At 48.4% G+C, this 24451-nt stretch carries 20 protein-coding genes and 1 riboswitch; of the genes, 2 read left to right on the top strand and 18 right to left on the bottom strand.

Features of this window, described 5'->3' with window-relative positions; genetic code table 11:
* Window positions 1-169 precede the first annotated feature (169 nt).
* Together MKY14_RS24065 and MKY14_RS24070 are read left to right on the top strand one after the other, a co-directional pair.
* Window positions 170-832, top strand: coding sequence for a DUF1129 family protein (locus MKY14_RS24065; protein WP_076187230.1), 663 nt, complete (start codon window positions 170-172; stop codon window positions 830-832).
* A gap of 50 nt (window positions 833-882) precedes the next feature.
* Window positions 883-1821: a hypothetical protein gene (locus MKY14_RS24070; RefSeq protein WP_340397710.1), complete on the top strand. Its 939-nt coding sequence runs from the start codon at window positions 883-885 to the stop codon at window positions 1819-1821.
* 87 nt (window positions 1822-1908) lie between these two features.
* Here the strand turns inward: MKY14_RS24070 and ilvA are convergent, their stop codons facing one another.
* From ilvA to MKY14_RS24160, 18 genes are all read right to left on the bottom strand, one after another.
* Window positions 1909-3171, bottom strand: a complete 1263-nt coding sequence (gene ilvA / locus MKY14_RS24075; protein ID WP_076104158.1) for a threonine ammonia-lyase IlvA — start codon at window positions 3169-3171, stop codon at window positions 1909-1911.
* A 158-nt stretch (window positions 3172-3329) separates the two neighbouring features.
* Entirely contained in the window at window positions 3330-4625 is a 1296-nt protein-coding gene (locus MKY14_RS24080) for an SEC-C metal-binding domain-containing protein (RefSeq protein WP_076279484.1), read from the bottom strand.
* Between the two features lie 287 nt (window positions 4626-4912).
* Entirely contained in the window at window positions 4913-6178 is a 1266-nt protein-coding gene (gene purD / locus MKY14_RS24085) for a phosphoribosylamine--glycine ligase (RefSeq protein WP_340397708.1), read from the bottom strand.
* A gap of 23 nt (window positions 6179-6201) precedes the next feature.
* Window positions 6202-7749 carry a bifunctional phosphoribosylaminoimidazolecarboxamide formyltransferase/IMP cyclohydrolase gene (purH, locus tag MKY14_RS24090; protein ID WP_076279485.1) on the bottom strand — a complete coding sequence of 516 codons (1548 nt, stop codon included), beginning with the start codon at window positions 7747-7749 and terminating at the stop codon, window positions 6202-6204.
* Window positions 7750-7955: 206 nt separating this feature from the next.
* Complete coding sequence (gene purN / locus MKY14_RS24095; RefSeq protein ID WP_076128467.1) at window positions 7956-8573, bottom strand: phosphoribosylglycinamide formyltransferase; 618 nt, start codon at window positions 8571-8573, stop codon at window positions 7956-7958.
* Window positions 8573-9613: a phosphoribosylformylglycinamidine cyclo-ligase gene (purM, locus tag MKY14_RS24100; RefSeq protein ID WP_339281647.1), complete on the bottom strand. Its 1041-nt coding sequence runs from the start codon at window positions 9611-9613 to the stop codon at window positions 8573-8575. Before purM ends, purN begins: the two co-directional genes overlap by 1 nt.
* A 561-nt stretch (window positions 9614-10174) precedes the next feature.
* Window positions 10175-11671 (bottom strand): amidophosphoribosyltransferase, encoded by a 1497-nt coding sequence (gene purF, locus MKY14_RS24105; RefSeq protein ID WP_036680905.1) that lies wholly within the window; start codon window positions 11669-11671, stop codon window positions 10175-10177.
* Window positions 11656-13902, bottom strand: coding sequence for a phosphoribosylformylglycinamidine synthase subunit PurL (gene purL, locus MKY14_RS24110; protein ID WP_076282750.1), 2247 nt, complete (start codon window positions 13900-13902; stop codon window positions 11656-11658). The genes purF and purL overlap by 16 nt, the downstream gene beginning before the upstream one ends.
* The gene (gene purQ, locus MKY14_RS24115; protein WP_036680909.1) at window positions 13880-14569 is read right to left on the bottom strand and encodes a phosphoribosylformylglycinamidine synthase subunit PurQ; all 690 of its coding nucleotides are present in this window, start codon (window positions 14567-14569) and stop codon (window positions 13880-13882) included. Before purQ ends, purL begins: the two co-directional genes overlap by 23 nt.
* A 5-nt stretch (window positions 14570-14574) precedes the next feature.
* Window positions 14575-14820, bottom strand: coding sequence for a phosphoribosylformylglycinamidine synthase subunit PurS (gene purS, locus MKY14_RS24120; RefSeq protein ID WP_036680912.1), 246 nt, complete (start codon window positions 14818-14820; stop codon window positions 14575-14577).
* Window positions 14821-14944: 124 nt separating this feature from the next.
* On the bottom strand, window positions 14945-15835 hold the full coding sequence (locus MKY14_RS24125; protein WP_076279486.1) for a phosphoribosylaminoimidazolesuccinocarboxamide synthase: 891 nt from the start codon (window positions 15833-15835) through the stop codon (window positions 14945-14947).
* Between the two features lie 488 nt (window positions 15836-16323).
* Entirely contained in the window at window positions 16324-17619 is a 1296-nt protein-coding gene (purB, locus tag MKY14_RS24130; protein WP_036680917.1) for an adenylosuccinate lyase, read from the bottom strand.
* Between the two features lie 5 nt (window positions 17620-17624).
* Window positions 17625-18857, bottom strand: coding sequence for a 5-(carboxyamino)imidazole ribonucleotide synthase (gene purK / locus MKY14_RS24135; RefSeq protein ID WP_340977531.1), 1233 nt, complete (start codon window positions 18855-18857; stop codon window positions 17625-17627).
* Window positions 18854-19339, bottom strand: a complete 486-nt coding sequence (gene purE, locus MKY14_RS24140; protein ID WP_036680920.1) for a 5-(carboxyamino)imidazole ribonucleotide mutase — start codon at window positions 19337-19339, stop codon at window positions 18854-18856. Before purE ends, purK begins: the two co-directional genes overlap by 4 nt.
* 305 nt (window positions 19340-19644) lie before the next feature.
* A riboswitch (purine riboswitch) is annotated at window positions 19645-19746 on the bottom strand.
* 233 nt (window positions 19747-19979) lie between these two features.
* Window positions 19980-20414 (bottom strand): universal stress protein, encoded by a 435-nt coding sequence (locus MKY14_RS24145; RefSeq protein WP_036680923.1) that lies wholly within the window; start codon window positions 20412-20414, stop codon window positions 19980-19982.
* A gap of 40 nt (window positions 20415-20454) precedes the next feature.
* A complete protein-coding gene (locus MKY14_RS24150; protein WP_036680925.1) occupies window positions 20455-20718 on the bottom strand; it encodes a DUF1294 domain-containing protein in 264 nt (87 codons plus the stop codon).
* Window positions 20719-20809: 91 nt separating this feature from the next.
* A complete protein-coding gene (locus MKY14_RS24155; protein WP_256719542.1) occupies window positions 20810-22036 on the bottom strand; it encodes an MFS transporter in 1227 nt (408 codons plus the stop codon).
* Between the two features lie 161 nt (window positions 22037-22197).
* On the bottom strand, window positions 22198-24333 hold the full coding sequence (locus MKY14_RS24160) for a DNA topoisomerase III (RefSeq protein WP_076148053.1): 2136 nt from the start codon (window positions 24331-24333) through the stop codon (window positions 22198-22200).
* Window positions 24334-24451 lie beyond the last annotated feature (118 nt).

Below are 24451 nucleotides of genomic sequence, written 5' to 3' on the forward strand. Positions count from 1 at the left end.
TTCCCAATGCTATATTGATCAAGCAACAACATTATCAGTGTTCACTCTTCTAAAAGGATTATGCATATCGCCATAGAAATGGTTGTCCTTGCGTAGACCTGTCATGCAAACGTATACTCTAGGTTAAAGACTATACCGATTAACAACACTGGAGGTTTACATCCAAATTATGAAAGTGAAAGATATGATTAAGGAAAATAACGCCCTACGTGAGCAGTTGACGCCCTTCAATCGCTCCTATTTAGAAGATATGATTCTTGCGGTGCGGGCCAGTCGAATTGAACCCCTGCGCGGAGAAGAACTTTTGCTGGATGCGGCCAAGCTGCTGTTGAAGGAACAACGTAAAGGGAAAAATGCCAAGCAAGTATTCGGCGAGAATCCGCACGATTATTTTAAAGAAATCATAGACAGTGTTCCCGGGCGCCCGGTGCGCAGTAAATGGAACTATTACTTGATGATTCCCTGCGCAGCTCTGACCTGTCTTTTTGGGATATTGGCAATTGGTGGACTCTTCTTCCAATGGACTGACGATTCACCTGGAATGTTCGGACAGATCAGCCTTTTCACCCTGCTCGCTGTGGGAGTAGGCTCCATTATCTTGATTGAACTCATTATGAAATGGATGTCTTCCTTGTCGGAAAGCGATGCCCCCAGTGCCAAACCTTTTGATATAAAAAGCCTTGGCATCTATATTGGCATCGCAGTAGCTGCTGTATTTATCGGTATGTTCCTCGATCGGTTATTTCCGGTCATTACAATATCCCCGTGGGTAAGCTTAATTCTGTGCATCATTGGGGGGTTGGGACTGAAATTTATATTTTTCAAAAAATAAATACCTAGGCTGAAAACTTTATTCCATCCGATAGATAGGGGGAAACTTCCATGATTAAGAAGCATTATATTCTCTACTCCGTTCTAGCTATAGCCTTAGGGCTAGGCATAGTGCCCAGTGCTATTCACGCCGAAGGTGCTACCAGCCCTCCTGGGGAAGGCGCTAAGGCAATAACCCAAGCAGCTAGCAATAATCATGCAGAGGCTGTCTATAAAGCTGCATTACCGCTGTTATCTACCTCTGACAAGTTACCCGAAGCCATAAAATATTTGAACTCCAATATGTATGCGGTAGGTTCGTATCGTGCAACAATGATGACGCTGAAGCTTGAGAATCTGCATAAAGCTGCGCTGCAAGCCTGGGAAAGTAAATTCAGTACCAATGCTGTCCAGCGGAAGCTCACCGCCATTTATAAAGCAGGCGCCAGCATGTCTTCTCTTGCTGCTATTACTGATGATCTCCAGCTGCGTACACTGCTGAAAAGTGCCAGCGAAAGCGGATATAAGCTGGAGACAGCTGAGGGTACTTTTTTCCCGGTGATCGATTATGGGGCTTACCGCAAGTACAAGCTATACGTCACCAATGATATCAGCGCTTATATTACCATTATGGCCACCGAATCGGACCTGCCCTCTTCCAAGGACAACGGGCTAGTTATCGCCTGGACTGAGGTAGCAGCCAGAGCTTTATCTCAAGAGCAATTCATTCAAAATCATCCGAAATCAAACCGAATTTCTGCTGTAAAAGCCTTGTATACTATGTATGTGAATAATACGTTTTACGGCCAGAATAACACTCCTCTCTTCCATTATGACAATCTGGAAATGGATTTGGAGGCGCAAAAGGCTTACTCCAGTATTCTGACCAAAAATAATGACAACAGCCCATTTCTACAAAAGCTGGATAGCTTCATGAAATTAATGAAAGATAATAGCTATAAATTGACCGATGAGGTCGAGCAATATCGTAAGACTTCGTTACCTCTCTAATAAAGAAACCACAAAAGCCCGTCCCTGAAATGAATAGGGACGGGCTTGTTTATGTTCATTAACGTGATTATGAAGTGGATGCGAGCCTTAAATAAGGATGTTAAAGAGATTAGAATCCTTATTGATCTCTACATAATCGACGCCCTTCTGCTGCATCCGTTCGATGAGAGGTTCGTAGGCATCCGTTGACAATAATTCAATGCCCACAAGCGCGGGACCATTTTCTTTATCATGCTTCTTGATATACTCGAAACGGGTAATATCATCGTGAGGTCCAAGGATTTCGCCCAAGAACTCACGCAGCGCACCTGCACGTTGCGGGAAGTTCACCATGAAATAGTGTTTTAAGCCTTCGTAAATCAATGAACGCTCTTTGATCTCCTGCATCCGGTCAATATCGTTGTTGCCGCCGCTTATGATACAGACAACTGTTTTGCCGCGGATTTGATCACGATATTGATCAAGCGCTGCGATAGGCAGCGAACCTGCTGGCTCAACCACTATGGCATTCTCGTTATATAGTTCCAGAATCGTGGTACAAGCTTTACCTTCAGGCACCATCACGATGTCATCCAGATGACGGGAACAAATATCGTACGTCAATCCGCCAACACGTTTTACAGCCGCTCCGTCCACGAACTTATTAATTTCCTTTAGAGTCACCACTTCTCCAAGCTTAATCGCTTCCGTCATAGAAGCTGCTCCGAGTGGCTCCACACCAATCAACTTGGTAGAAGGACTAACTGTCTTCACATAGGTGGCTATACCCGCTGCCAGACCGCCTCCACCAATGGTTACGAACATAAAGTCTGCAGGGTTGTCCAGACTCTCCATCACTTCCATTGCAATGGTGCCGTTGCCCGCAATGATTCGTGGCTCATCAAAGGGATGGATCAACGTCATCCCATGATCTATACAAGCTTGCAGTGCTTCATCATAAGCGTCATCAAAGGTATCTCCCTTCAGAATGACCTCAACAAACTCACCGCCAAACCGCCGCACCTGCTTAACCTTCTGGTTAGGCGTAGTGCTTGGCATGTAGACCTTGCCTTTAATTCCAAGCGCCTTACAGGAATAGGCTACGCCTTGTGCATGGTTGCCCGCACTCGCACAGACAATCCCTTTTGCTCTATCTTCTGCTGACAAACTACGAATCATATTATAAGCTCCGCGGATTTTGAAAGAACGTACAATCTGCAAATCCTCGCGCTTCAAATACACATCACAATCATACTTGGCTGACAGCACAGCATCACGTTGTAGGGGTGTCCGGATTATGACTTCACGCAGTACGTGATGAGCCCGCACAATATCTTCCATTCCTACGATTCGGTCTTCCTCTTCTCTCATAACCCTCTCGCCTCACTATCTATCTGTTATTCTACTTCTTGTAACATACTCTCCCGAGGACATTTTTTCAAGCATCCTAATCAGTGATAAAGAAAAAGAGACTAAAGGAACCCTATAGTCTCTTACTAATATTTGCTATCCCTACGCTATGAAACCTACTAGTCCTGTTGCTTCAGCATCCACTTCACCAGGTCTGGTAAGCTTGTCCACAAACGTGAATGTACAATAACATATTCGATAGCCTCGTTAGCGTCACCCACGCCTACAAAATCAGGCAGGTTATGCGGCAATCTTTTGATACCTAACAGATAATCCGGCACATGCTTGTTCACATTCTTCGCCACGCGGTAGAGCATTTTGAGCTGGGAAGTGATCCCGTTCTTCTTATATTCTAAAACCATTCGGTCATATGCTACTGTTGCTGCTGCATCCTTGCCGAACTTCTCCAGTACCTTCTCAGTCTTCTTAAGCTTATTAGTGTAAAGGTACGTTGCCGTTAGAAGGTAACGTGCACCTGTGTTATCTTCTGGGTTCAATTCTAGAATGTGCTCCAGCGTCTTTTGTGCTTCTTCTGCATTTCCGCTAAACCAGCAGGAGTCAGCGTAGCTTTTGCAGATTCGAATGTACGAACGTGTCTCGTAAAGACCCCAGAAATGTCCTTTGTTCTCAGTGAAAAAGGCTTCTCCAAGCTCACGCGCACCCGCTTCCATCCCTGCTTTCAGATAAGCACGGGCATCTGCTTCATTCTCAGCTTCCTCTGCCAAAATGAGATAGGCATCCGGACTGTCCGGATAAACTTCCAATGCCGCTTCTGCTAGCTGGATCCGGCGATTGGATGCTTTAGTTTCCATTGCTTTTTGCAGCAAAGCCTGTTCCTGATCCTTCGGAGTGCCTGAAGCGTTGAGCAAAAGTAATTCTTCCTCTGCCCCGCCCATGCCATACTGTTCGATATAATTAAGCATCTCTTTAACTTTTCTGGAGATGGTAGGTGCAGTAACCTCATGTTTGATCGCTAGATCAGCTTGAGTTTGAAGGAATCCATATTCCTCAGACAAGATAAACTCGATAGCTGCACAGAAGGAGCCCATTTTCTTCACTGCAGGCTTGATGTGACGGGAATAACCATTCCATAGAACCAGACCTTCCCAGATTAGCTCCCGGTCATAGCTGTCTCTCATGGTCTCAATAAGATGCAGAGCCAATTGTTCATGCGCCGGATGCTCCCATTTCAGATCACGTGACACCTTTTTTTTGAGCGTAGTTAGGGTAAGCTTAGCTTCAGGAATTGCTGCCGCTTCTGGTTTCTCGGCCACAGCCACAGTAGCAGCGGATTCTTCCGTTGTTACCAGTCGCATGATGGATTCCACTGCAGAAGTTTCTTTCCCTAGGCAGCATTTCTTATATTTTTTCCCGCTTCCGCAAGGACACATATCATTTCTTCCAATCTTACTCAAAACGAATTCCCCCTTAAATCTGTGAGTAGCCATTCGCCATAAGCGTATCGCTAGTATGCACTATAAGTATCAACATTTTCAGGCACGAGGCATCCTTTATAAGGTTACTGCACAAAGTCTGAAGGACTCCGATTTAAAAGGGCCTTCCCATGATCGGAAAGGCCCTTATCTGTATATATCCGCACATTTTCCCCCGTACGTGTAGTATTATAGCACTTCTTCTATCACTTGTCAGTCCTTTTTTAGGACTTAAAGCGCAAAAAATTGCTAGATACAGTGCTTTATCCTTATACCAGAGCCTTCATAGCGATGTCGCTGCGATTCTGTTTCCCGGAAAAAGAGATTCCTTCAGCCCTAGCATAGGCTGCTGAACGAGCTTCGGCAATCGTAGCACCCAGGCCTACCACGCCTAAGACCCGTCCGCCGTTCGTTACCCAGCTGCCATCTGCCCCCCGTGCTGTACCGGCATGGAAGATCAGCCCTCCTTGGCTGTCCTCAAGCCCTTCGATCGGCACTCCCTTAGGATAAGAGCCTGGATATCCTCCAGAAGCGAGAACCACGCACACCGCTGCTTCGTCGCTCCATTCAATGTCGATATCCGCAAGTCTGCCCTCGGTTACTGCCAAAAAGATTTCTAACAAGTCGCTCTTCAATCTAGGCAGCACGACCTGTGTCTCCGGATCCCCAAACCGGGCATTAAATTCGATGGTCTTTGGTTTACCTTCTGGAGAAATCATCAGCCCTGCGAACAAAACGCCGCTGAAAGAACGGCCTTCAGCTACCATAGCCTTGGCTGTTGGCTTAATGATGGTCTCAATCGCTTCTTGGATAATCGCCTCGTTGATATGCGGCAGAGGCGAATAGGTACCCATTCCACCGGTATTAGGGCCTTTATCTCCATCGTAAGCGGGCTTATGATCCTGAGCGGCAGCCATCGGACGAACTGTCTCTCCATCAACAAAAGCCAAAATCGACATTTCCTGACCCGCTAGGAACTCTTCAATGACAACCTGAGCGCCAGCCTCACCAAACACTTTGGTTACCATAATATCAGCTAGTGCCTGCTCTGCCTCTTCCCGTGAATAGGCAACGGTCACGCCTTTTCCTGCGGCAAGCCCATCTGCCTTGATTACGATCGGCAGCGGTTGCTCGCGTAAGTAAGCCAGTGCAGCTTCATAGCCATCAAATTTTTCATAGGCTGCTGTCGGAATATTATATTTGTGCAAAAGATCCTTCATAAAGGTTTTGCTGCCTTCGATCTCAGCTGCATTCTTACGTGGACCAAACACAGGAATAGCCTGTGCTTCAAAAGCATCCACAATGCCCCCTGCTAACGGATCATCCGGTCCGATTACGACAAGGCCAACTTCCTTCTCTTTGGCAAAAGCCGTCAGACGATCGAACTCGAACACACCGATAGGCACACATTCTGCTAGCTGCGCGATTCCGGCGTTGCCGGGTGCGCAATAGATTTTACCAACCTTGGGGCTTTGGGACAGGCTCCAAATAATCGCATGCTCCCGGCCGCCGCCGCCAACCACTAAAATATCCATTAGAATAAAATCCTCCCAGCGTTCTAGTGTTTGAAATGACGGACGCCTGTGAAGACCATAGCAATTCCATACTCATTCGCGACCTTGATCGATTCTTCGTCTTTAATGGAGCCGCCTGGCTGAATAACTGCGGTAATGCCTGCTTTGGCTGCCATTTCAAGTGTATCTCCCATTGGGAAGAAGGCGTCAGAGGCAAGGACTGATCCTTTGGACTTCTCGCCAGCTTGTTCAATCGCAATTTTTGCCGCGCCAACGCGGTTCATTTGCCCTGCACCTACGCCAACTGTCATATCATCCGCCGCTAATACAATCGCATTAGATTTCACATGCTTAACTACCTTCCAGCCGAACAACAGCTGTTTCAATTCTTCTTCGGTTGGCTTACGGTCCGTAACAACTTGCAGATCATCCGGGTTCACAGAATGCACATCGCTCTCCTGTACAACCATTCCTCCATCAATAGAGGTAACTACGAAGCTGCTCTTACGCGCGCTAGCCGTGCTAAGATTGCCGATTTTGAGCAAACGCAGGTTCTTTTTCTTCGTAAGGATTTCCAGTGCTTCATCCGTAAACCCTGGCGCCAATACGATTTCGAGGAAAATCTCTTTCAGCAGATTAGCAGTGTCTGCATCGATAATCCGGTTAGCGGCTACAATTCCGCCAAAGATAGAGGTTGGGTCTGCGTTGTAAGCTTTTTGATAAGCTTCGTATACACTTTCACCGACACCTACACCACAAGGATTCATATGTTTAATGGCTACGACAGCAGGTTCTTCAAATTCTTTCACGATTTGCAGCGCTGCGTTAGCATCGTTGATATTGTTGTAGGATAATTCTTTGCCGTGCAATTGCTCAGCTGCTGTAAGAGTATCCCCCGCAGCCAAAGGCTTGCGATAGAAAGCCGCTTTTTGATGCGGATTCTCGCCATAGCGCAGATCCTGAATTTTCTCATAAGTCACGGTGTAGCGCTCAGGAAGCGGTTCGCCAGTAACATTAGCCAAATAATCGGAAATTAAGGCATCGTAAGCCGCCGTATGACGGAACACTTTTGCCGCAAGACGTTTGCGTGTTTCCAGCGTTGTATCTCCACCTGCGCGAACCTCTTCAAGCACTGTAGCATAGTCGTTAGCATCTACCACTACACTTACAAAAGCATGGTTCTTCGCCGCAGAACGCAGCATCGTCGGTCCGCCGATATCGATATTCTCGATGGCTTCTTCATACGATACATCCGGTTTAGCAATGGTTTCCGCGAACGGATACAGATTTACTACTACCAGATCAATGTAGTCCAGACCAAGCTCTTTCATTTGACGCGTGTGTTCCTCATTGTCACGAACCGCTAGCAATCCGCTGTGTACAGCCGGGTGCAAGGTTTTGACACGTCCATCCATGATTTCCGGGAATCCTGTAACATCGGAAATACCGATGACTGGAACACCTTCCTTAGCCAAAAGCGTGCTTGTTCCACCTGTGGAAATAATCTCTACGCCTAATGCAGACAACTCGCGGCAAAAATCCACGATACCTTGTTTATCCGATACGCTAACTAGCGCTCTTTTGATACTCACTTTGAATAGTCCTCCTTCGGGTTGTACGTGCGATTTAATGTGATGACATCTAAAAGCTTGGGAAATTACTATAAGAAAGAATCTGACTCTATTACCTACTACACGACACATAATGCCGCTTATGCAATATTTCCCGAGAAATACCCTGAAATCTCTCCGCCTGTCACCAAATGTCGATCCAAAACTTCGAATGTCTACAGTGTGGCTTACTTTTCGCGGATAATCGTCTTTCTTCCACTTAGTTCCACTTTCCCGCTGGCAAAAGCGCCCACCACTTCAGGATACAACTCATATTCAACCTTATGAATCCGTTCCGCCAATGAATCCGCCGTGTCGTTATCCAACACAACTACGCTACGCTGAGCAATAACCGGCCCGGTATCCATACCTCCATCGACAAAATGCACAGTGACTCCCGTCAGCTTCACGCCATAATCCAGCGCTTGGCCGATCGCATCCTTTCCGGCAAAAGCAGGCAGCAGCGATGGGTGAATGTTAATAATCCGACCCGCATACGGCGTTAAAAGCACTGGTGTAATGAGGCGCATATACCCTGCCAACACAACCAGCCCGATTTCCCGCCGCTGAAGCTCTGCTACAATCTCTGCTTCGTAGAGCTCACGGCTGGCGAAGTCTTTTGGCCGCAGCAAGAGGGCGGGAATTCCCGCATCCTCCGCACGTTGTGCTACAGGCGCTTCCGGCTTGTCCGAGACAAGCAATTCAATCCTGCCGTCTCCAAGCAAACCTGCTTTCTGTGCCTCGATCAGTGCTGCAAAATTGCTGCCCTGCCCCGAAGCAAAAACAGCGATTCGACTTGATTGCATCACACTTCAGCTCCAGTAAAGGTTACTTTGCGTTCCCCTTCCGTTACTTTCCCAATGATATACGCCTCTTCTCCGCTAGCTTTAAGCAGTTCAAGAGCGCGTTCTCCATCAGCAGCGCTAACTACGAGAACAAGACCAACTCCCATATTAAAAGTAGTGAACATATCACGGTTGCTTACATTTCCTTTGTCCTGCATCAATCCGAAGATTGGCAGAATCGGCCACGATCCGTAATTGATCTCCACATCTACATTATCAGGCAATACGCGTGGGATATTCTCGATAAATCCGCCACCCGTAATGTGAGCCATACCTTTTACCGGAAGCTGCTCCAGCAGTGCCAGCAAAGGCTTCACATAAATCTTAGTTGGTGCAAGGAGTACATCCGCCAGCGGAGCGCCAAGCTCAGGAAGCACGTCATTCAGACCATAACCCTCTTGCTCAAGCAAAAGCTTACGCACCAGCGAGAAGCCATTGCTGTGCACACCACTGGAAGCCAGACCAATCACTGTGTCGCCAGCAGCGATGTTAGCGCCTGTTACCAGCTTCGCTTTGTCAGCTACGCCCACTGTGAATCCAGCGATATCATATTCACCTGCTGAATACATACCCGGCATCTCAGCCGTTTCGCCGCCAATCAGTGCACAACCCGCTTGGTGACAGCCTTCAGCGATTCCAGCTACGATAGCCTCGATTTTCTCCGGCACCACTTTGTCGCAAGCCAGATAGTCGAGGAAAAAGAGTGGCTCTGCGCCTTGCACTACAATGTCGTTCACGCACATAGCTACAGCGTCGATGCCAATCGTGTCATGGCGATCTGCCGCGAACGCGATTTTGAGCTTTGTGCCTACACCATCGGTTCCCGATACAAGCACTGGCTCTTCATATTTATCTTTATTGAGGCCAAACAGCGCTCCGAACCCACCAAGATCCGTCATTACTTCTGGACGGTAAGTACGTTTTACGTGCTTTTTCATGCGTTCTACCGCTTCATTACCAGCCGCAATATCCACTCCGGCGTTTTTATAAGCTTCCGACACTATTGGACACCTCATCTTTTAATAGTTTAGAGCGCGTTTGGGCGCATTCGGCTTTTGGGTGATTGTAGGGGAGTTACTGCGAGGAATGTTTGGACTTCCGATCGCTGTTATGGTTGGATTCCTGATTCGAACCGCTCTTCGCGGTAGAAATCCAACCATAAAGGCGAACGCTACGCTTCTACAGTTCCAAACTTCCTCTCCATAACTCCCTCCAACCACCGGTTTGTCCCTACTGCAAGCCGCAGTGCGCGCCTTGCACACGGACCTCAAGACCTCGGTGCATGAGCTGCGCCATGCACCTTCTTAAGCGAGACAAGCGGCCCTCGTATTTGCGAAGCAAACAGAGGGAAGCTTGGCAAGCCAGTACCGGCGGCGGATGCAGCGGGGGGGCGGAGCGCCGTAAAGCGTGTCCCGTCCGTGCGCAGCACACAGGGACAAAGCGAGCACTCGTACCCAAGTCTTCTTAGCAAGTTATAACCCAATTCCTACCGCCGAGCTTTCGGGTGGCCGGAGGGCAGAGCCCTTCGGAATCCCCCTTTGAAAGGGGGACTTAGGGGGATGTCAACACGAGCAGCCATCTTTCTCTGCCCCGCCAAAATCCACCTGCGTCGGGTAATCATTATCAAAGCAAGAAAGGCAAAGTCCGCCTTTGTAGTCGTCTTTGTTGTGTCCACCAATGGAAGAGATTAAGCCTTCCGGCGACAAAAATGCCAAGGAATCGGCGTTGATCTCTTCGCACATTTCCTCAATGGTCTTGTAGGACGCGATGAGGTCGCGGCGGTCTGGTGTATCAATGCCGTAGAAGCAAGGATTCTTGAACGGTGGCGAAGTAATCCGCACATGCACTTCAACAGCTCCCGCTTCCCTAAGCAGATTGACGATTCGGCGTGAGGTCGTGCCACGAACGATAGAATCATCGATCATAACGACACGTTTGCCATCAACTACGCTGCGCACGGCGCTCAGCTTCATCTTCACACCTTGCTCACGCAGTTCTTGGCTCGGCTGGATGAAGGTCCGTCCAGTGTACTTATTCTTAATGAGCCCAAGCTCATAAGGAATTCCCGTTTGCTCGGCATACCCGATGGCTGCTGAAATACTGGAATCCGGCACACCGGTTACGAGATCAGCATCGACAAAAGCTTCCAGTGCCATGCGGCTACCCATCCGCTTACGGGCGGAGTGCAGGTTAGAGCCGTTCATATCACTGTCTGGGCGTGAGAAGTAAATATACTCCATCGCGCACAGCGCTTTACGTTTGGGTTCGGTAAAACGGTCCTCTAAGAGGCCGTTTTTGTCGAGGACAAGCAGTTCGCCCGGCTCAATATCTCGAACCAGCTGTGCCCCAATGACCTCTAATGCGCAGGACTCGGAAGCAAAAATATAAGCTTCACCAATCCGTCCCATCACTAGCGGACGCAAGCCATGGGAATCTGAAGCGACAATTAACTTATCATTTGTCATAAGCAGAAAAGCAAACCCGCCAACGAGCTGCTGCAGCGCATCTTTTGCCGCTTCAACAAAATCCTTTGGCGAACGGGCAATCAGATGCGCCAGCACTTCTGTATCACTCGTAGTTTGAAAGATCGATCCGCTTTGCTCCAGCTGTTTGCGGATCAACGGTTCATTTACTATGTTGCCGTTCGTAGCAATTGCCAAATCGCCGTCACGATATTTAAATACCAGCGGCTGCGCATTGGTTAAACGGCTGTCTCCACTAGTGGAATAACGTACATGCCCAATGGACATGTCTCCAACCAATGAGGCAATTTTGTCCTTGTCGAATACTTCTTTTACTAACCCCATCCCGCGGTGATAGTTGAAATCGCGACCGTCTGCTACGCAGATTCCCGCACTTTCTTCTCCACGGTGTTGTAAGGCGTGTAAGCCGTAATAAGACATGGACGCCGCTTCCGGGTGTCCGAAGACCCCGAAAACGCCGCATTCTTCTTTTAATGTGTCAAAAATATCTCCCGAGCCCGTTCCTTCATTGTAAAAGTCACCAGTCCACAGGATAGGAGTCTCCTGCTCTTTCCCGGTCTTTATTTCATAAGACATGGAATAGCATCCTCCCAAACGAATTTCAATTCTGCTACAGCTTCATCTAGTGCGGACACACCGTCCAGATTTACGCGCAGTCTGTCTCCACCTACAGTTCCGATGATCTCCACTGGAACACCGCTGGCTGCAATCGCTGCTTTCAGCTCTTCCGCACGTTCAGGAGCTGCTGTCAGCACAATGCGTGATTGGCTTTCGCTGAACAATGCTACATCAGATCTAAGAGCGTTAGCTGAAAGCTCAACGTTCGCTCCGATTCCGCCGCTGATACAGCTCTCTGCAAGCGCTACGGCAAGTCCACCTTCGGACAAGTCATGTGCGGAACGAACCAGACCGCCACGAATTGAGGTAAGGACTGCGTTCAGCAGTTTTTTCTCAGTAGCCAAATCCAAAGCCGGAGGACGACCCTCGGTCACACCATGAACAGCATATTGGAATTCACTGCCGCCCAGCTCAGCCTTGGTCACTCCCAGCAGAAGAATAGAATCTCCTTCTTGCTTGAACCCTTGAGTCGTAATATGATCCGTGTCCGCTACTAAACCAACCATGCCGACAACCGGCGTTGGATAGATGGAACCCGTAGTATTTTCGTTATAAAGACTGACATTACCACCGATAACCGGAGTATCCAGCACACGACATGCTTCAGCCATACCATCAACCGCACGCTCCATTTGCCAGAACACATCAGGCTTCTCAGGATTTCCGAAGTTCAGATTATCCGTGATGGCCAGCGGTTCAGCACCGGAACAAACGATGTTACGTGCCGCTTCGCTGACTGCAATACGTCCGCCCACTTCAGGATCAAGATGAACATAACGGCCATTACAGTCTGTAGTCATCGCAAGTCCTTTACGAGTACCATGAATGGTAACTACAGCCGCGTCAGATCCAGGACGTACAGCTGTGCTCGTCCGCACCATGTAATCGTATTGATTGTATACCCATGCTTTACTTGCTACGGTTGGTGATCCAAGTACTGTACGCAATGCACCGCCCAGATCCGTAACTTCCTCATAACGAAGGGTATCTACCTTTTCATTCGCAATATAATAAGCAGGAACCTCAGAAGGTTTGTTATATACTGGACACTCATCCACGAGCGCCGTTACTGGCATGTCACCAACAACCTCGCCGTGATGATACAATTTCAAGCGGCCATCATCCGTAACTTTACCGACTTTACAGCAGATAACACCCCAGCGGTCAAAAATCTCTTGTGCCTGGGCCTCATCCTTCGGCTCAACGACGAACAACATCCGTTCTTGTGATTCTGAAAGCATCATTTCGTAAGGCGTCATGCCCTCTTCACGTTGTGGCACCTGATCAAGATACAGCTCCAGACCGTTGCCTGCTTTACTTGCCATCTCCGCACTAGAGCATGTAAGGCCAGCTGCACCCATATCCTGAATCCCGATAACGATGCCGCTGTCGATCAGTTCTAGACAAGATTCCATAACGAGCTTTTCCATAAATGGATCGCCGACTTGTACTGCGGTACGTTTAGCTTCTGATTCCTCACTAAGCTCTACCGATGCAAAAGTAGCACCATGAATTCCATCACGTCCTGTAGGAGGGCCTACATAGAAGACAGGGTTGCCTACACCCTTAGCTACACCACGTTGGATTTTGTCATGATCGATCAGACCCACACACATTGCGTTAACTAGCGGATTGCCGTCATAGCTATCATCAAACATGATTTCGCCGCCAACCGTTGGAATCCCGATACAGTTACCATAACCAGCAATACCAGACACTACATGTTCGAACAAATACTTCACTCGATCACTTTCCAGCTTCCCGAAACGTAGTGAATTGAGGATTGCGATAGGTCTGGAGCCCATGGAGAAAATATCACGAATAATCCCGCCGACACCCGTTGCCGCACCTTGGAAAGGTTCTACCGCTGAAGGGTGGTTATGACTTTCGATTTTGAAAACAACCGCTTGGTTGTCACCGATATCTACAATCCCTGCACCCTCGCCAGGTCCCATCAGGACACGTGGTCCGGAAATTGGGAAACGTTTCAGGAGGGGTTTGGAGTTCTTATAGGCACAGTGCTCGGACCACATTACGCTGAATACGCCGATTTCAGTGTAGTTCGGCAAACGTCCCATAAAAGACTTGATCAGCTCATATTCGCTGTCCGACACACCGAACTGGCTGTAAATTTTCTGCTCCGCAATCTGTTCTGCGGTCGGTTCCTTAACGGATACTTGCTGCGTCATGACGATCCCTCCAAGTCTTCAGTATGGATGTAAACATTCTTTTGCCGTCTTCTGAACCAAGTAAACTATTAGCCGCGCGCTCAGGGTGAGGCATCATGCCAACCACATTCCCTTGTACGTTACTAACACCCGCAATATCGGCTACGGAGCCGTTAGGATTATCGCTATAGGTAAACACGATCTGATTGTTAGCTTTCAGCTCTGCCAAAGTCTCGTCATCACAGTAGTAGTTTCCTTCACCGTGTGCGATTGGGATGATGATTTCTTCATCTTTAGCATAGTCAATAGTAAATGGGGTTTCATTATTAACAACCTTAAGCACTGTATCGTGACAGCGGAACTTCATCGACATGTTGCGGCGAAGCGCACCTGGCAGCAAACCAGCCTCAGTAAGAATTTGGAACCCATTGCAAATGCCTAGCACGTATTTCCCTTGCTCTGCTGCTTTAGCAACTTCCGCCATAACAGGAGCAAATCTCGAAATCGCGCCACAGCGCAGGTAATCACCATATGAGAATCCGCCTGGAACCAAAATGCAATCATACGCCGACAAATCCGTCGCTGTATGCCACACATAATCGACTGGTTCGCCGAGACTGTCCTCTACCGCCTTGTAGCAATCAATATCACAGTTGGAGCCTGGGAAGACAAGTACAGCAAATTTCATGTCGTTTAGTCCTCCAATTCGTAGCGGTAATCCTCGATCACCGTGTTGGCAAGTAGCTTTTCGCACATTTCCTTGAGACGCACTTCCGCTTCAGCACGGTTATCCGTATCCAAAGTCAGCTCCATATATTTCCCGATACGCAAGCTTTCAACTTCTTGGAAGCCTACCGAATGAAGTGCTCCTTGTACTGCTACCCCTTGTGGATCAAGAACGCTTTTCTTTATGGTGACATATACCGTCGCTTTTAACATATGCTTGTAGTTCCTCCTAAATTTTAATGAGCATACCCTCTGAAACTGAAATTCTACAATGAGTACATTTAGCTTCAAAAATATATACTGAATTTATTCCCATGAGTGCACACACTATGTTGAACTATAAAGACTTGCCAGTAAGACGATGATAAATGTCCAGATAACGCCGTGTAGTTTCTTCTACTACTTCCAGTGGGAGCGGATCAGGTTTACTATTCTTGTCCCAGGAAGATGCAGATAGATACGTACGAACAGGCTCTTTATCCATACTATCAATTTCAATATCAAGCGCGTATTTATCCTTAGCCCAGAAGCGGGAAGCATCCGGTGTAAAAATCTCATCGATCAGAATCACCTTACCGTCCAACAAGCCGAATTCGAATTTGCAGTCCGCAAGAATGATCCCACGCTCAGCACAATACTCTCTAGCAAAAGCGAACAGCTTTAAGCTCTTTTCCTGCAGCTCAAGCGCCAGATCAGCTCCGATTAATTCCTGCATTTTCTCAAACGGAATATCCTCATCGTGACCTACATCATTTTTAGCCGCAGGAGTAAAAATCGGTTCTGCCAGCAGCGCGTTTTTGCGGAGGTTAGCAGGAAGTTCAATACCATTTACCTTGCCGGTTTCTTGATACTGTCTCCAGCCGCCGCCAGTGATGCATCCACGCACTACGCATTCGATATCAATACGCTCCGCTTTGCGTACCACCATGACACGGTTTCTGAGAGCCTCTTTGTCCTTAACTACGTCGCCGAGCAGATCCACATCGATATGAACGACATGATTCTCCATCAGCTCTTTAGTCTGTCCGAACCAGAACGCACTCAGACGGTTAAGCACATTGCCCTTTTCAGGGACCGCCGGGTCCAGCACATAGTCAAAAGCAGATATCCGATCCGTAACTACGATCAGTACATTTTCCCCTAAATCGTATAGCTCACGAACCTTCCCTTTGTAGAGCAGCGGCGCATTGATGAGTTCCACGGCTGTGGATACGGCCGATGATGTCATGACCTTTCCTCCCTTGAACTAATGATCTTCCTAAGTTGGGCTGGTCTAGGAGGAAGCACTTCCGAGGAATGTTTGGACTTCCGATCGCTGTTATCCTCAGATTTCTTGATTTGAACCGCTTCTCGCGGTAGAAATCCGAGGATAAAGGCGAACGCTACGCTTCTACAGTTCCAAACTTCCTCTACAGTGCTCCCCCATCCAGCTTTGCATTTATTACAGCGTTCCTTAGTTCACCACTAACTTATCTTTTTTAGAGTCTCAAAGGCGTAACTCCGAGGAATGTTTGGACTTCCGATCGCTGTTATCCTCAGATTTCCTGATTTGAACCACTGCCCGTGGTAGAAATCCGAGGATAAAGGCGAACGCTAACGCTTCTACAGTTCCAAAATTTCTCTCCGTTCCTTATCGACCAGTTGCATTTCAATTCTGCACAACCTTAACCGCTCGTACTATTCCTAGCTCCTTAGTTCACCACTAACTTATCTTTCTTAGATAAGTTCTAGCTTGCGGAAGATGGTATCCACATGCTTAAGGTGCCAAGAAGGGTTAAATGCATCTTCAATCTCTTCTGGGGTGAGGACATTAGTGATTTCAGGTGTAGCTTCCACGATATCACGGAACTGCTTTTGCTCTTCCCAAGCTTGCATCGCACGTGGTTGAACGGTATCGTACGCTTGCTCGCGGCTGAAGCCTTTATCAATCAGCTTGGTTAAGATCCGGCCAGAGAAAGGAACGCCGAAGGTACGGTTCATGTTACGCTTCATATTCTCTGGGAATACAGTCAGGTTCTTCACGATGTTTCCGAAACGGTTCAGCATGTAGTTCAATAGCATTGTTGCATCCGGAAGGATGATACGCTCCACTGAAGAGTGCGAGATATCGCGTTCATGCCAGAGCGGCACGTTCTCGTAAGCTGTAACCATATGTCCGCGAATCACGCGGGACAGACCGGAAATATTCTCGCAGCCAATAGGATTCCGTTTATGCGGCATAGCAGATGAACCCTTTTGACCTTTGGCAAAAGCTTCTTCTACTTCGCGAATCTCACTCTTTTGCAGAGCGCGGATTTCGGTAGCGAATTTGTCTAGCGAGGTTGCTACCAGAGCAAGAGCTGCCATATATTCAGCGTGACGGTCGCGCTGTAGAGTTTGTGTCGAGATCGGTGCAGGGCTTGTACCCAGCTTACGGCAGACAAATTCTTCTACGAATGGATCGATGTTGGCATACGTACCAACGGCTCCGGAGATTTTGCCAAATTGCACACCGTTCGCTGCATGGCGGAAACGCTCCAGGTTACGTTTCATTTCTTCGTACCACAATGCCATTTTCAGACCAAAAGTAGTTGGCTCAGCATGAACCCCATGTGTACGGCCCATCATCGGTGTATCTTTATAAGCAATAGCTTTATCTTTAAGGATCTCAATAAAGTTAATAATATCCTTCTCTAGAATCTCATTCGCTTGACGCAGCAAGTAACCCAGTGCTGTATCCACCACATCTGTGGAAGTAAGGCCGTAGTGTACCCATTTGCGTTCTGCGCCAAGGCTTTCGGAAACCGCACGTGTAAAGGCGATTACGTCATGACGTGTTTCCTGTTCGATTTCATCAATACGTGCGATGTCGAATTTAGCATCCTTACGCAGCTTAGCAGCGTCTTCGTGTGGGATTACTCCCAGCTCCGCCCATGCTTCACAAGCGCATATTTCCACTTCCAGCCACGCTTTGAATTTATTCTCCTCAGTCCAAATGGCCCGCATCTCGGGTCTGCTGTAACGTTCGATCATATTCTTTAGTTCCTCCAAAGTTTAGATTGCTCCACCCAGGATAAGCCGTCTCCGGTATCCTTGCACAGCAGATTGATATGACCCATCTTACGACCAGTCTTACTCTCAGTCTTGCCATATATATGAAGCTTAGGTACAATACCCAGCTTATTATCTTTTTCCTCATGTGTACAGGTCGCTTTAATCGCACCATCCAAATGCTGACCTAATACATTTACCATAACTACAGGTGTCAAAAGCGTTGTATCACCCAGCGGCAGATTACAAATCGCCCGGACATGCTGCTCGAACTGTGAGGTCACGCAAGCATCCATGGTGTAATGGCCGGAATTATGCGGTCTTGGTGCCAGCTCATTGACGAACAATTCACCGTCCGCTGTGACGAACATTTCCACGGCAAGCAGTCCAACCGCATTCAGCCCTGCGATTAAAGTCTCAGCCAGCTCGCAAGCTCTGCGCTGAATGTCCGCTGACACTCTTGCAGGCACAATGGACAGATGCAAAATATTGTTTACATGAATGTTCTCAGAAGGCGGGAAGCTTTTGACCTCCCCAGATGCACTACGTGCAGCAACAACGGATATTTCGCATTGAAAAGCTACAAACTTCTCAAGCACCAGCTCCGGAATCACCTCACCGGGTGCAACCTGCCGGAAAGCTTCTTCCAGCTCTTCTTCCTGACGAATCACAGCTTGACCCTTGCCGTCATAACCGCCTGTGGCTGTCTTGAGCACACAAGGTAGTCCAAGTTCAGCCGCCGCCTGTTTTAGCTCCGCAAGGCTGTCCACCTTCCGGTACGGGGCGACCGGAACGCCCGCCGCCTCGATGGCGGATTTTTCGCGCAGCCGATGCTGCGTGGTATACAGCAGCGCGCTGCCCTGCGGCACGTACGATTCCTCCGCCAGCAGCGCGGCTACGCCCGCATCGACGTTCTCGAACTCGTACGTGATGACGTCCGCGCGGCGGGCCAGCTCCCGCGCCGCGTCCCGGTCGTTATACACCGCCGTAATCTGCGGCGTAACTTGACCGCTAGGCGCATCCGGCGCAGGATCCAGCGCCACGAAGCGGTACCCCATGGCGCTGCCGGCCAGCGCCATCATGCGCCCGAGCTGCCCGCCGCCGAGCACGCCGACGGTCGAGCCGGGCAGCAGCGTCCGGACGGTGTCCGCACCGGACGCTTGTGCGGCTGGCGAAGCTGCGCCGCCAGCCTCCTGCAGCTTCAGCTCCTCCGGCCTCATAAGCTGTCGCTGCTTTCCAATACTTCATCGCGGATCGCATCCCGACGCAGCTGCACACGCTGCTGCACTTCGGGGTCGAACGCTCCGATGATCTGTGCGGCCAGCAGGCCTGCATTTACAGCGCCTGCCTTACCAATAGCTACCGTTGCTACCGGTATGCCTCCAGGCATCTGCACGATGGAGAGCAGCGAATCCAGCCCATTAAGTGCTTTCGACTGCACGGGCACACCAATCACTGGCAGGATCGTCTTTGCAGCCACCATACCCGGCAAATGCGCGGCGCCGCCTGCTCCTGCAATAATCACGCGAATGCCGCGGCCAGCGGCTTCCTCCGCATAGCGGAACATCAAGTCCGGTGTACGGTGCGCGGATACTACCTTCTTCTCATAAGACAAACCCAGCTCTTCCAGCACCCCACAAGCGTGCTCCATCGTATCCCAATCCGACTTACTACCCATGATGACAGCTACCTGCACAGACATGATTCGACCTACCTTCCAATCACTAGTATGAGATATCTTTATCTTGTAAATCCGAACAAGCAGAGACTACATTCTCGTCCTTCAGGGATGACTATCGTTTTCCTTAATAATATAAGGTTGATGTATTATGTGTAACTTATTCCTTATATTAAAAAAGCCCGATGTCCAGACGCATTTTGCTGCGGGAGGATCGGACTAGTAAAGGAATTAGGAAAAAACACTCCCGCTTGCCTCTCACCAAACTGGCATTAAGCGCGGAAAGCTGCACAATGCATCACTCCATTATCTGGACTGCATTATCGCATTCTAGCATCCTATTTCCTCGTAGTCCGGTAATTTACGGTTCCCGGGTAGAAACTTCCGGGCCATATTCCCGGTTTTATACGAGCTCTTCATGACATCAGTTTAACAATCCCCTACACATGATGTCAACTCAAACACGAACATTGGTAAAATCACCATAATAAATGTTCGCTTTTGGGCGAATTTAAATTCTCAATAACCTTATATTTTGTGAAGAAGTACTTCTTTCCGTACGCTCCTACCTCTAGCGCTCTATGGTGTTTAAGCTCCAGATTAAGACCTGTACAGCCTTAAATTGAAAAAAAGGAACGCTATCAGCGTCCCTTTGAACTCTATATTATTTTACAACCAGCACTGGAATACGAGCGCTTTGTACTACATTATGGCTGACACTGCCCAGAACAAATTCACGTATACCGCCAAGCCCGCGGCTGCCGATAACTATGATGTCTATAGCATTTTCCTTAGCATATTTCAAAATCACTTCCGCAGGAGATCCTTGTAAAAGCTCAACCTCAGCATTCAGGCCTTCAGCCTCAAGGCGTCCCTTCACTTCCTCGGTTGTCTGCACTGCCAAATCATAATATTCTTTATTTACTGAAGCTGGTAGTGGTGCAAGAGCTTCTCCGATAAAAAATCTTGGGAATTCAAATGCGTGTACGACATGCAATATAGAACCTGGTGTGACTTTAGCGAGTTCAATTGCGCGCTCCAATGCTTGATTAGAAGCCTTTGAACCGTCATAGGCTAGCAAAATTTTAGAGAATAACATGTACGCCACCTCTTTTTCTAGTTTGTAATCCTAAAGACTATTATCTTAAAAAATAGCTGTACAAAAAGATATTCAGCAGCAGCAGAAGCGGAATTCCGATCCTGAAGGATGTATGACGCGTCTTGTGGCGCTTACGGTACATGGCAATCAGCACACCTAGTGCGCCGCCCATGGCTGCCAGCAGAAAAAGTGTTTTCTCAGGTACACGTTCTCGCCTTTTGCGGGCTTTGTTCTTGTCCTCGGACATCACTACATACCCGATTATATTAATTACCACAAACCACAACATTACAACCTTGACCATTCTCCCGGGCTCCTCCTCCTTGCTTCCTATCTCTATTATATTCCTCTTTTGCACAAAAAACCAATCATCCTTACACGCTCTGCCAAGTCTGTTAAGTTGCTTTTAGCTGCTTCTGCTTCGTATCCTTCATCCATACCCAGGATAAAATTGTAGCCAACGCCGCCGCAATCCCACCTAACCAGAATCCTCCGGTCAAGCCATATACAGAGCTCATCCAACCTGCTACGAATGGCCCTGCTGACATCCCTATCGCATAAACGGCCTGATAGAAACCCATAGCTGTAGCCCGTTTAAAAGGATCTATTTCTGATACGGATTTACTCAACAGCAGCGGAAAAATAAGTCCCTGCATAAAACCATTCCCCACCTGAGTCAGACAAAGCGCCGCTAACGTCGGCATAGAAGGAATGAGCAGCGTAAACAGTGCGCTTCCCGCAAAGCCTAGCATAAGCTTCCCTCTATCACCCAGCAGCCCTCCAAACAGACGTGAGCCGTAGAGCGTTGCGATGGCATGCGGAATCATAAAAGCGAGTGTTAGCCAGCCCAAGCTTTCTTTGCTTGCTCCGATATTCAGCGCCTGGTTCGGAGTATATCCGAACATTGTTATAAATAGCACACAGTGTGCCAGCACAGACAACAGTGATACTTTTACCAGCAAAGGTTCCTTTACGACACCAGCCAGTTCCTTGATCTGTATGGCATTTTGCCGTTTTTCCTGCTTTTGTTCCGGTAACCGAAGCGCAAGTATTAGTGCCGCAATAGCTACAATTCCACCAATCAGGAAGGGGGCATTCCAGCCCCAATGCTCTACCATATAGCCGCTGATCATCATGCTGGTCAATTGGGCGATTACTGTAGTGAATTGCAGCATGCCCATCGCTTTTCCAGCTTCCTCTTTTGGAAAATAACCTGCAAACATCACAGAGTACACAACCCATGCCGATGCTGCTATCCCGGATACCGCACGTGCTGCCAACGCCCAACCCGGCTGTGCTCCCCACATAAAAAGAAAACAGCTGACTCCACTCGCAATTAATCCCAGATAGATAAACGGCCGCCGCCTATTTAAATAATCTGAACCGATGCCAATGGGTATACGGAATAGAATCTGCATTAACCCATATATCCCAAGCACCATGCCCACCATAAAATACGATGCTCCCAAATGCTCAACATATGGTGAAAGCACCGGCACATAAATATAAGAAGAGAACCAAAACATAAATACAATAACCAAAAAGAAAAACCTGCTGCTTCCTTGCCCCTGTGGGCGATCTGCCGCTTTCAACGGATTCGCCGCCTGCTGCTCAGCTGCCACCTAATCACCTGCTCCACTCATTTGCTTTCCATTCTAATTCAAAGCCTATCCGTAGACCACATAAACTTACTAGGATAGAAAAAAGACTACTGAGCACACTCAGCAGCCATCATTATTCTAATCATTCGTTTTAATTGAAGCTAACCATCCGATGATTCCTACTACTTATCCTTCTTTTGTCCTTCAAGCGCTGCTTTCAGCAGTTCCCCAAGGTTAGAACCAATGCTTTCCTGCTTACTGTATTGCTGCACCAGCTTTTGCTGTTCACGTTTATTAACATGCTTGTGATCCTTATCTAAGGTCTCTGTGATTCCACAGCCTAGACATTGTACGAACATGCCTGCTTTACCCTCTTTAAGCTCCATTTTCTTATGGCACTGTGGGCAGCGGCGATTCGATAGTCTTTTCTCACCTGCACGGGTGTAACCACAGTTATCTGCAGGACACACCAGCAGCTTCCCTCGTTTGCTCTTCTTCTCGAGCAGTCTTGTACCGCATTCCGGACAGTGGCTGTTAGAGACATTATGCGGCTTATATTCTGCTCCGCTAGTTTTCACACCTGTTACCAATTCCTGTGCCATACTGCGGATACCTTGTAAAAAGAGCTCCGGTTTGCCTTGACCACGCGCTATTTTCTCCAGCTCAGCTTCCCAACGTGCGGTTAGATCCGGGGTTCGTAGCTGAGTGGATACCAGCTCGATTAACTGCTTACCTTTTCCTGTCGGATGCAGGAGATTACCTTGCCGCTCAATCGTATCAGAGCTTACCAGCTTCTCAATAATATCCGCGCGTGTAGCTGGGGTTCCGAGGCCGTGCTTCTCCATTTGCGTCAACAGCGAAGCTTCATTATAACGCTTCGGTGGCTGTGTTCGGCCAGCACGCACCATACAGCGGCCAATCGTGACAGCAGCCCCTTCGCGCAGCTCAGGCAGCTTTACACTGCCCGCTGCCGGCTCGTCCGCAGATTCCTCCTCGTCATCACTACTCATATCTCCGCCGTATACTTCGCGCCAGCCGGCATCTTTTACTGTCGTCCCTTTGACATGGAAGCTTTCGCCTTCCACATTGACGGTTACAGCTACCGCATCATAACGAGCTGGCGGATAGAACAAGCTTATAAAACGCCGCACAATCAGATCATACAACTTACGTTCTTCAGTACTCAGACCATTTAACAATACGGTCTGTTCTGTAGGAATAATAGCGTGGTGATCACTGACTTTACTGTCATCCACGATTCGCTTCGTAATCGGCAGCTGCTTGCGCAGCAATGGACGTGCTAACGCTGCATATGGACCGACCGCAACACTATCCAGTCTTTCCTTGAGTGTGCCCGTCATATCTGAAGTTAAGTAACGACTATCCGTACGCGGGTATGTGACAAGTTTATGCTGCTCATATAACCGCTGCAGCACACTGGAGGTCTGCTTCGCGGAGAAGCCGAACTTCCGGTTCGCATCACGCTGCAGTTCAGTCAGATCATAAGCCAGTGGATGAGGTTCACTTTTCTCACTCTTCTGTACCTTAATAATACGGCCGCTGCGTCCTGTAAGCTTATCCTTTAAGCTGGCTGTCTTATCCTTTTCGAATATTCGACCATCACCGTTACTGGCCCGCCATGCCGCTTGGAAATCCCCAAAATCAGCAGTCAGCGTCTCAAAATCGACGGAACGGAAACCCGTAATCTCCTGTTCACGATCTATGATCATCCCTAATGTCGGCGTTTGTACCCGTCCTGCTGAGAGCGGCGAACCGAACTTACAGGTCAAAGCTCTTGTGACATTCAGTCCAATCATCCAATCCGCCTCTGCGCGGCAACGTGCAGATTCATACAACCGATCAAATTCCCGGCCCGGACGGAGTTTTGCAAATCCCTCTTTAATTGCCTTATCAGTCTGCGAGGATATCCATAACCGCCGGAATGGCTTTTTCCACCCTGCCATATTCATAATCCAACGAGCCAGCAGCTCCCCTTCACGGGCAGCATCTGTAGCAACAATAAGCTCCTCAATGTCCTGACGCTTCATTAGATGCTGGACAGCTTTGTATTGCTGGTTGGTCTCCCGCAGCACCTTCAGCTTGGTCTTCTCCGGCAAAATCGGCAGATCCTCCAAGGCCCAAGTTGCAAACTTTTTATTATAATCCTCTGGTTCTGCCAGGCCGACCAAATGACCCAGCGCCCAGGTAACCACATATTTTGGACCTTCAATATAACTCTTCTGTTTATTATTACATCCCATGACCCGTGCAATCTCGCGTGCAACAGACGGCTTCTCCGCCAATACTAATGTCTTCATAATGCTCCCCTTTCCACATCAAATTTCATTATAGCATTAAATGAATGTTAGCAAATATCGTCAGGCTTTACCGTATGCCTCTGTTATACACTAGATCATATCTGATACCCGAAAGGAG

The sequence above is a fragment of the Paenibacillus sp. FSL R5-0887 genome, assembly GCF_038002305.1.
Taxonomy (GTDB): domain Bacteria; phylum Bacillota; class Bacilli; order Paenibacillales; family Paenibacillaceae; genus Paenibacillus_AQ; species Paenibacillus_AQ odorifer.

Bases quoted from the DNA above. Each gene is read 5' to 3' on its own strand.
- MKY14_RS24065 (WP_076187230.1), top strand. From the start codon at position 170: ATGAAAGTGAAAGATATGATTAAGGAAAATAACGCCCTACGTGAGCAG.
- MKY14_RS24125 (WP_076279486.1), bottom strand. From the start codon at position 15,835: ATGACATCATCGGCCGTATCCACAGCCGTGGAACTCATCAATGCGCCG.
- purD (WP_340397708.1), bottom strand. From the start codon at position 6,178: ATGGATATTTTAGTGGTTGGCGGCGGCGGCCGGGAGCATGCGATTATT.
- purE (WP_036680920.1), bottom strand. From the start codon at position 19,339: ATGTCTGTGCAGGTAGCTGTCATCATGGGTAGTAAGTCGGATTGGGAT.
- purL (WP_076282750.1), bottom strand. From the start codon at position 13,902: ATGACGCAGCAAGTATCCGTTAAGGAACCGACCGCAGAACAGATTGCG.
- MKY14_RS24150 (WP_036680925.1), bottom strand. From the start codon at position 20,718: ATGGTCAAGGTTGTAATGTTGTGGTTTGTGGTAATTAATATAATCGGG.
- ilvA (WP_076104158.1), bottom strand. From the start codon at position 3,171: ATGAGAGAAGAGGAAGACCGAATCGTAGGAATGGAAGATATTGTGCGG.
- purN (WP_076128467.1), bottom strand. From the start codon at position 8,573: ATGCAATCAAGTCGAATCGCTGTTTTTGCTTCGGGGCAGGGCAGCAAT.
- MKY14_RS24160 (WP_076148053.1), bottom strand. From the start codon at position 24,333: ATGAAGACATTAGTATTGGCGGAGAAGCCGTCTGTTGCACGCGAGATT.
- MKY14_RS24070 (WP_340397710.1), top strand. From the start codon at position 883: ATGATTAAGAAGCATTATATTCTCTACTCCGTTCTAGCTATAGCCTTA.
- purF (WP_036680905.1), bottom strand. From the start codon at position 11,671: ATGTCTTATGAAATAAAGACCGGGAAAGAGCAGGAGACTCCTATCCTG.
- purS (WP_036680912.1), bottom strand. From the start codon at position 14,820: ATGTTAAAAGCGACGGTATATGTCACCATAAAGAAAAGCGTTCTTGAT.
- purQ (WP_036680909.1), bottom strand. From the start codon at position 14,569: ATGAAATTTGCTGTACTTGTCTTCCCAGGCTCCAACTGTGATATTGAT.
- purK (WP_340977531.1), bottom strand. From the start codon at position 18,857: ATGAGGCCGGAGGAGCTGAAGCTGCAGGAGGCTGGCGGCGCAGCTTCG.
- MKY14_RS24145 (WP_036680923.1), bottom strand. From the start codon at position 20,414: ATGTTATTCTCTAAAATTTTGCTAGCCTATGACGGTTCAAAGGCTTCT.
- purB (WP_036680917.1), bottom strand. From the start codon at position 17,619: ATGATCGAACGTTACAGCAGACCCGAGATGCGGGCCATTTGGACTGAG.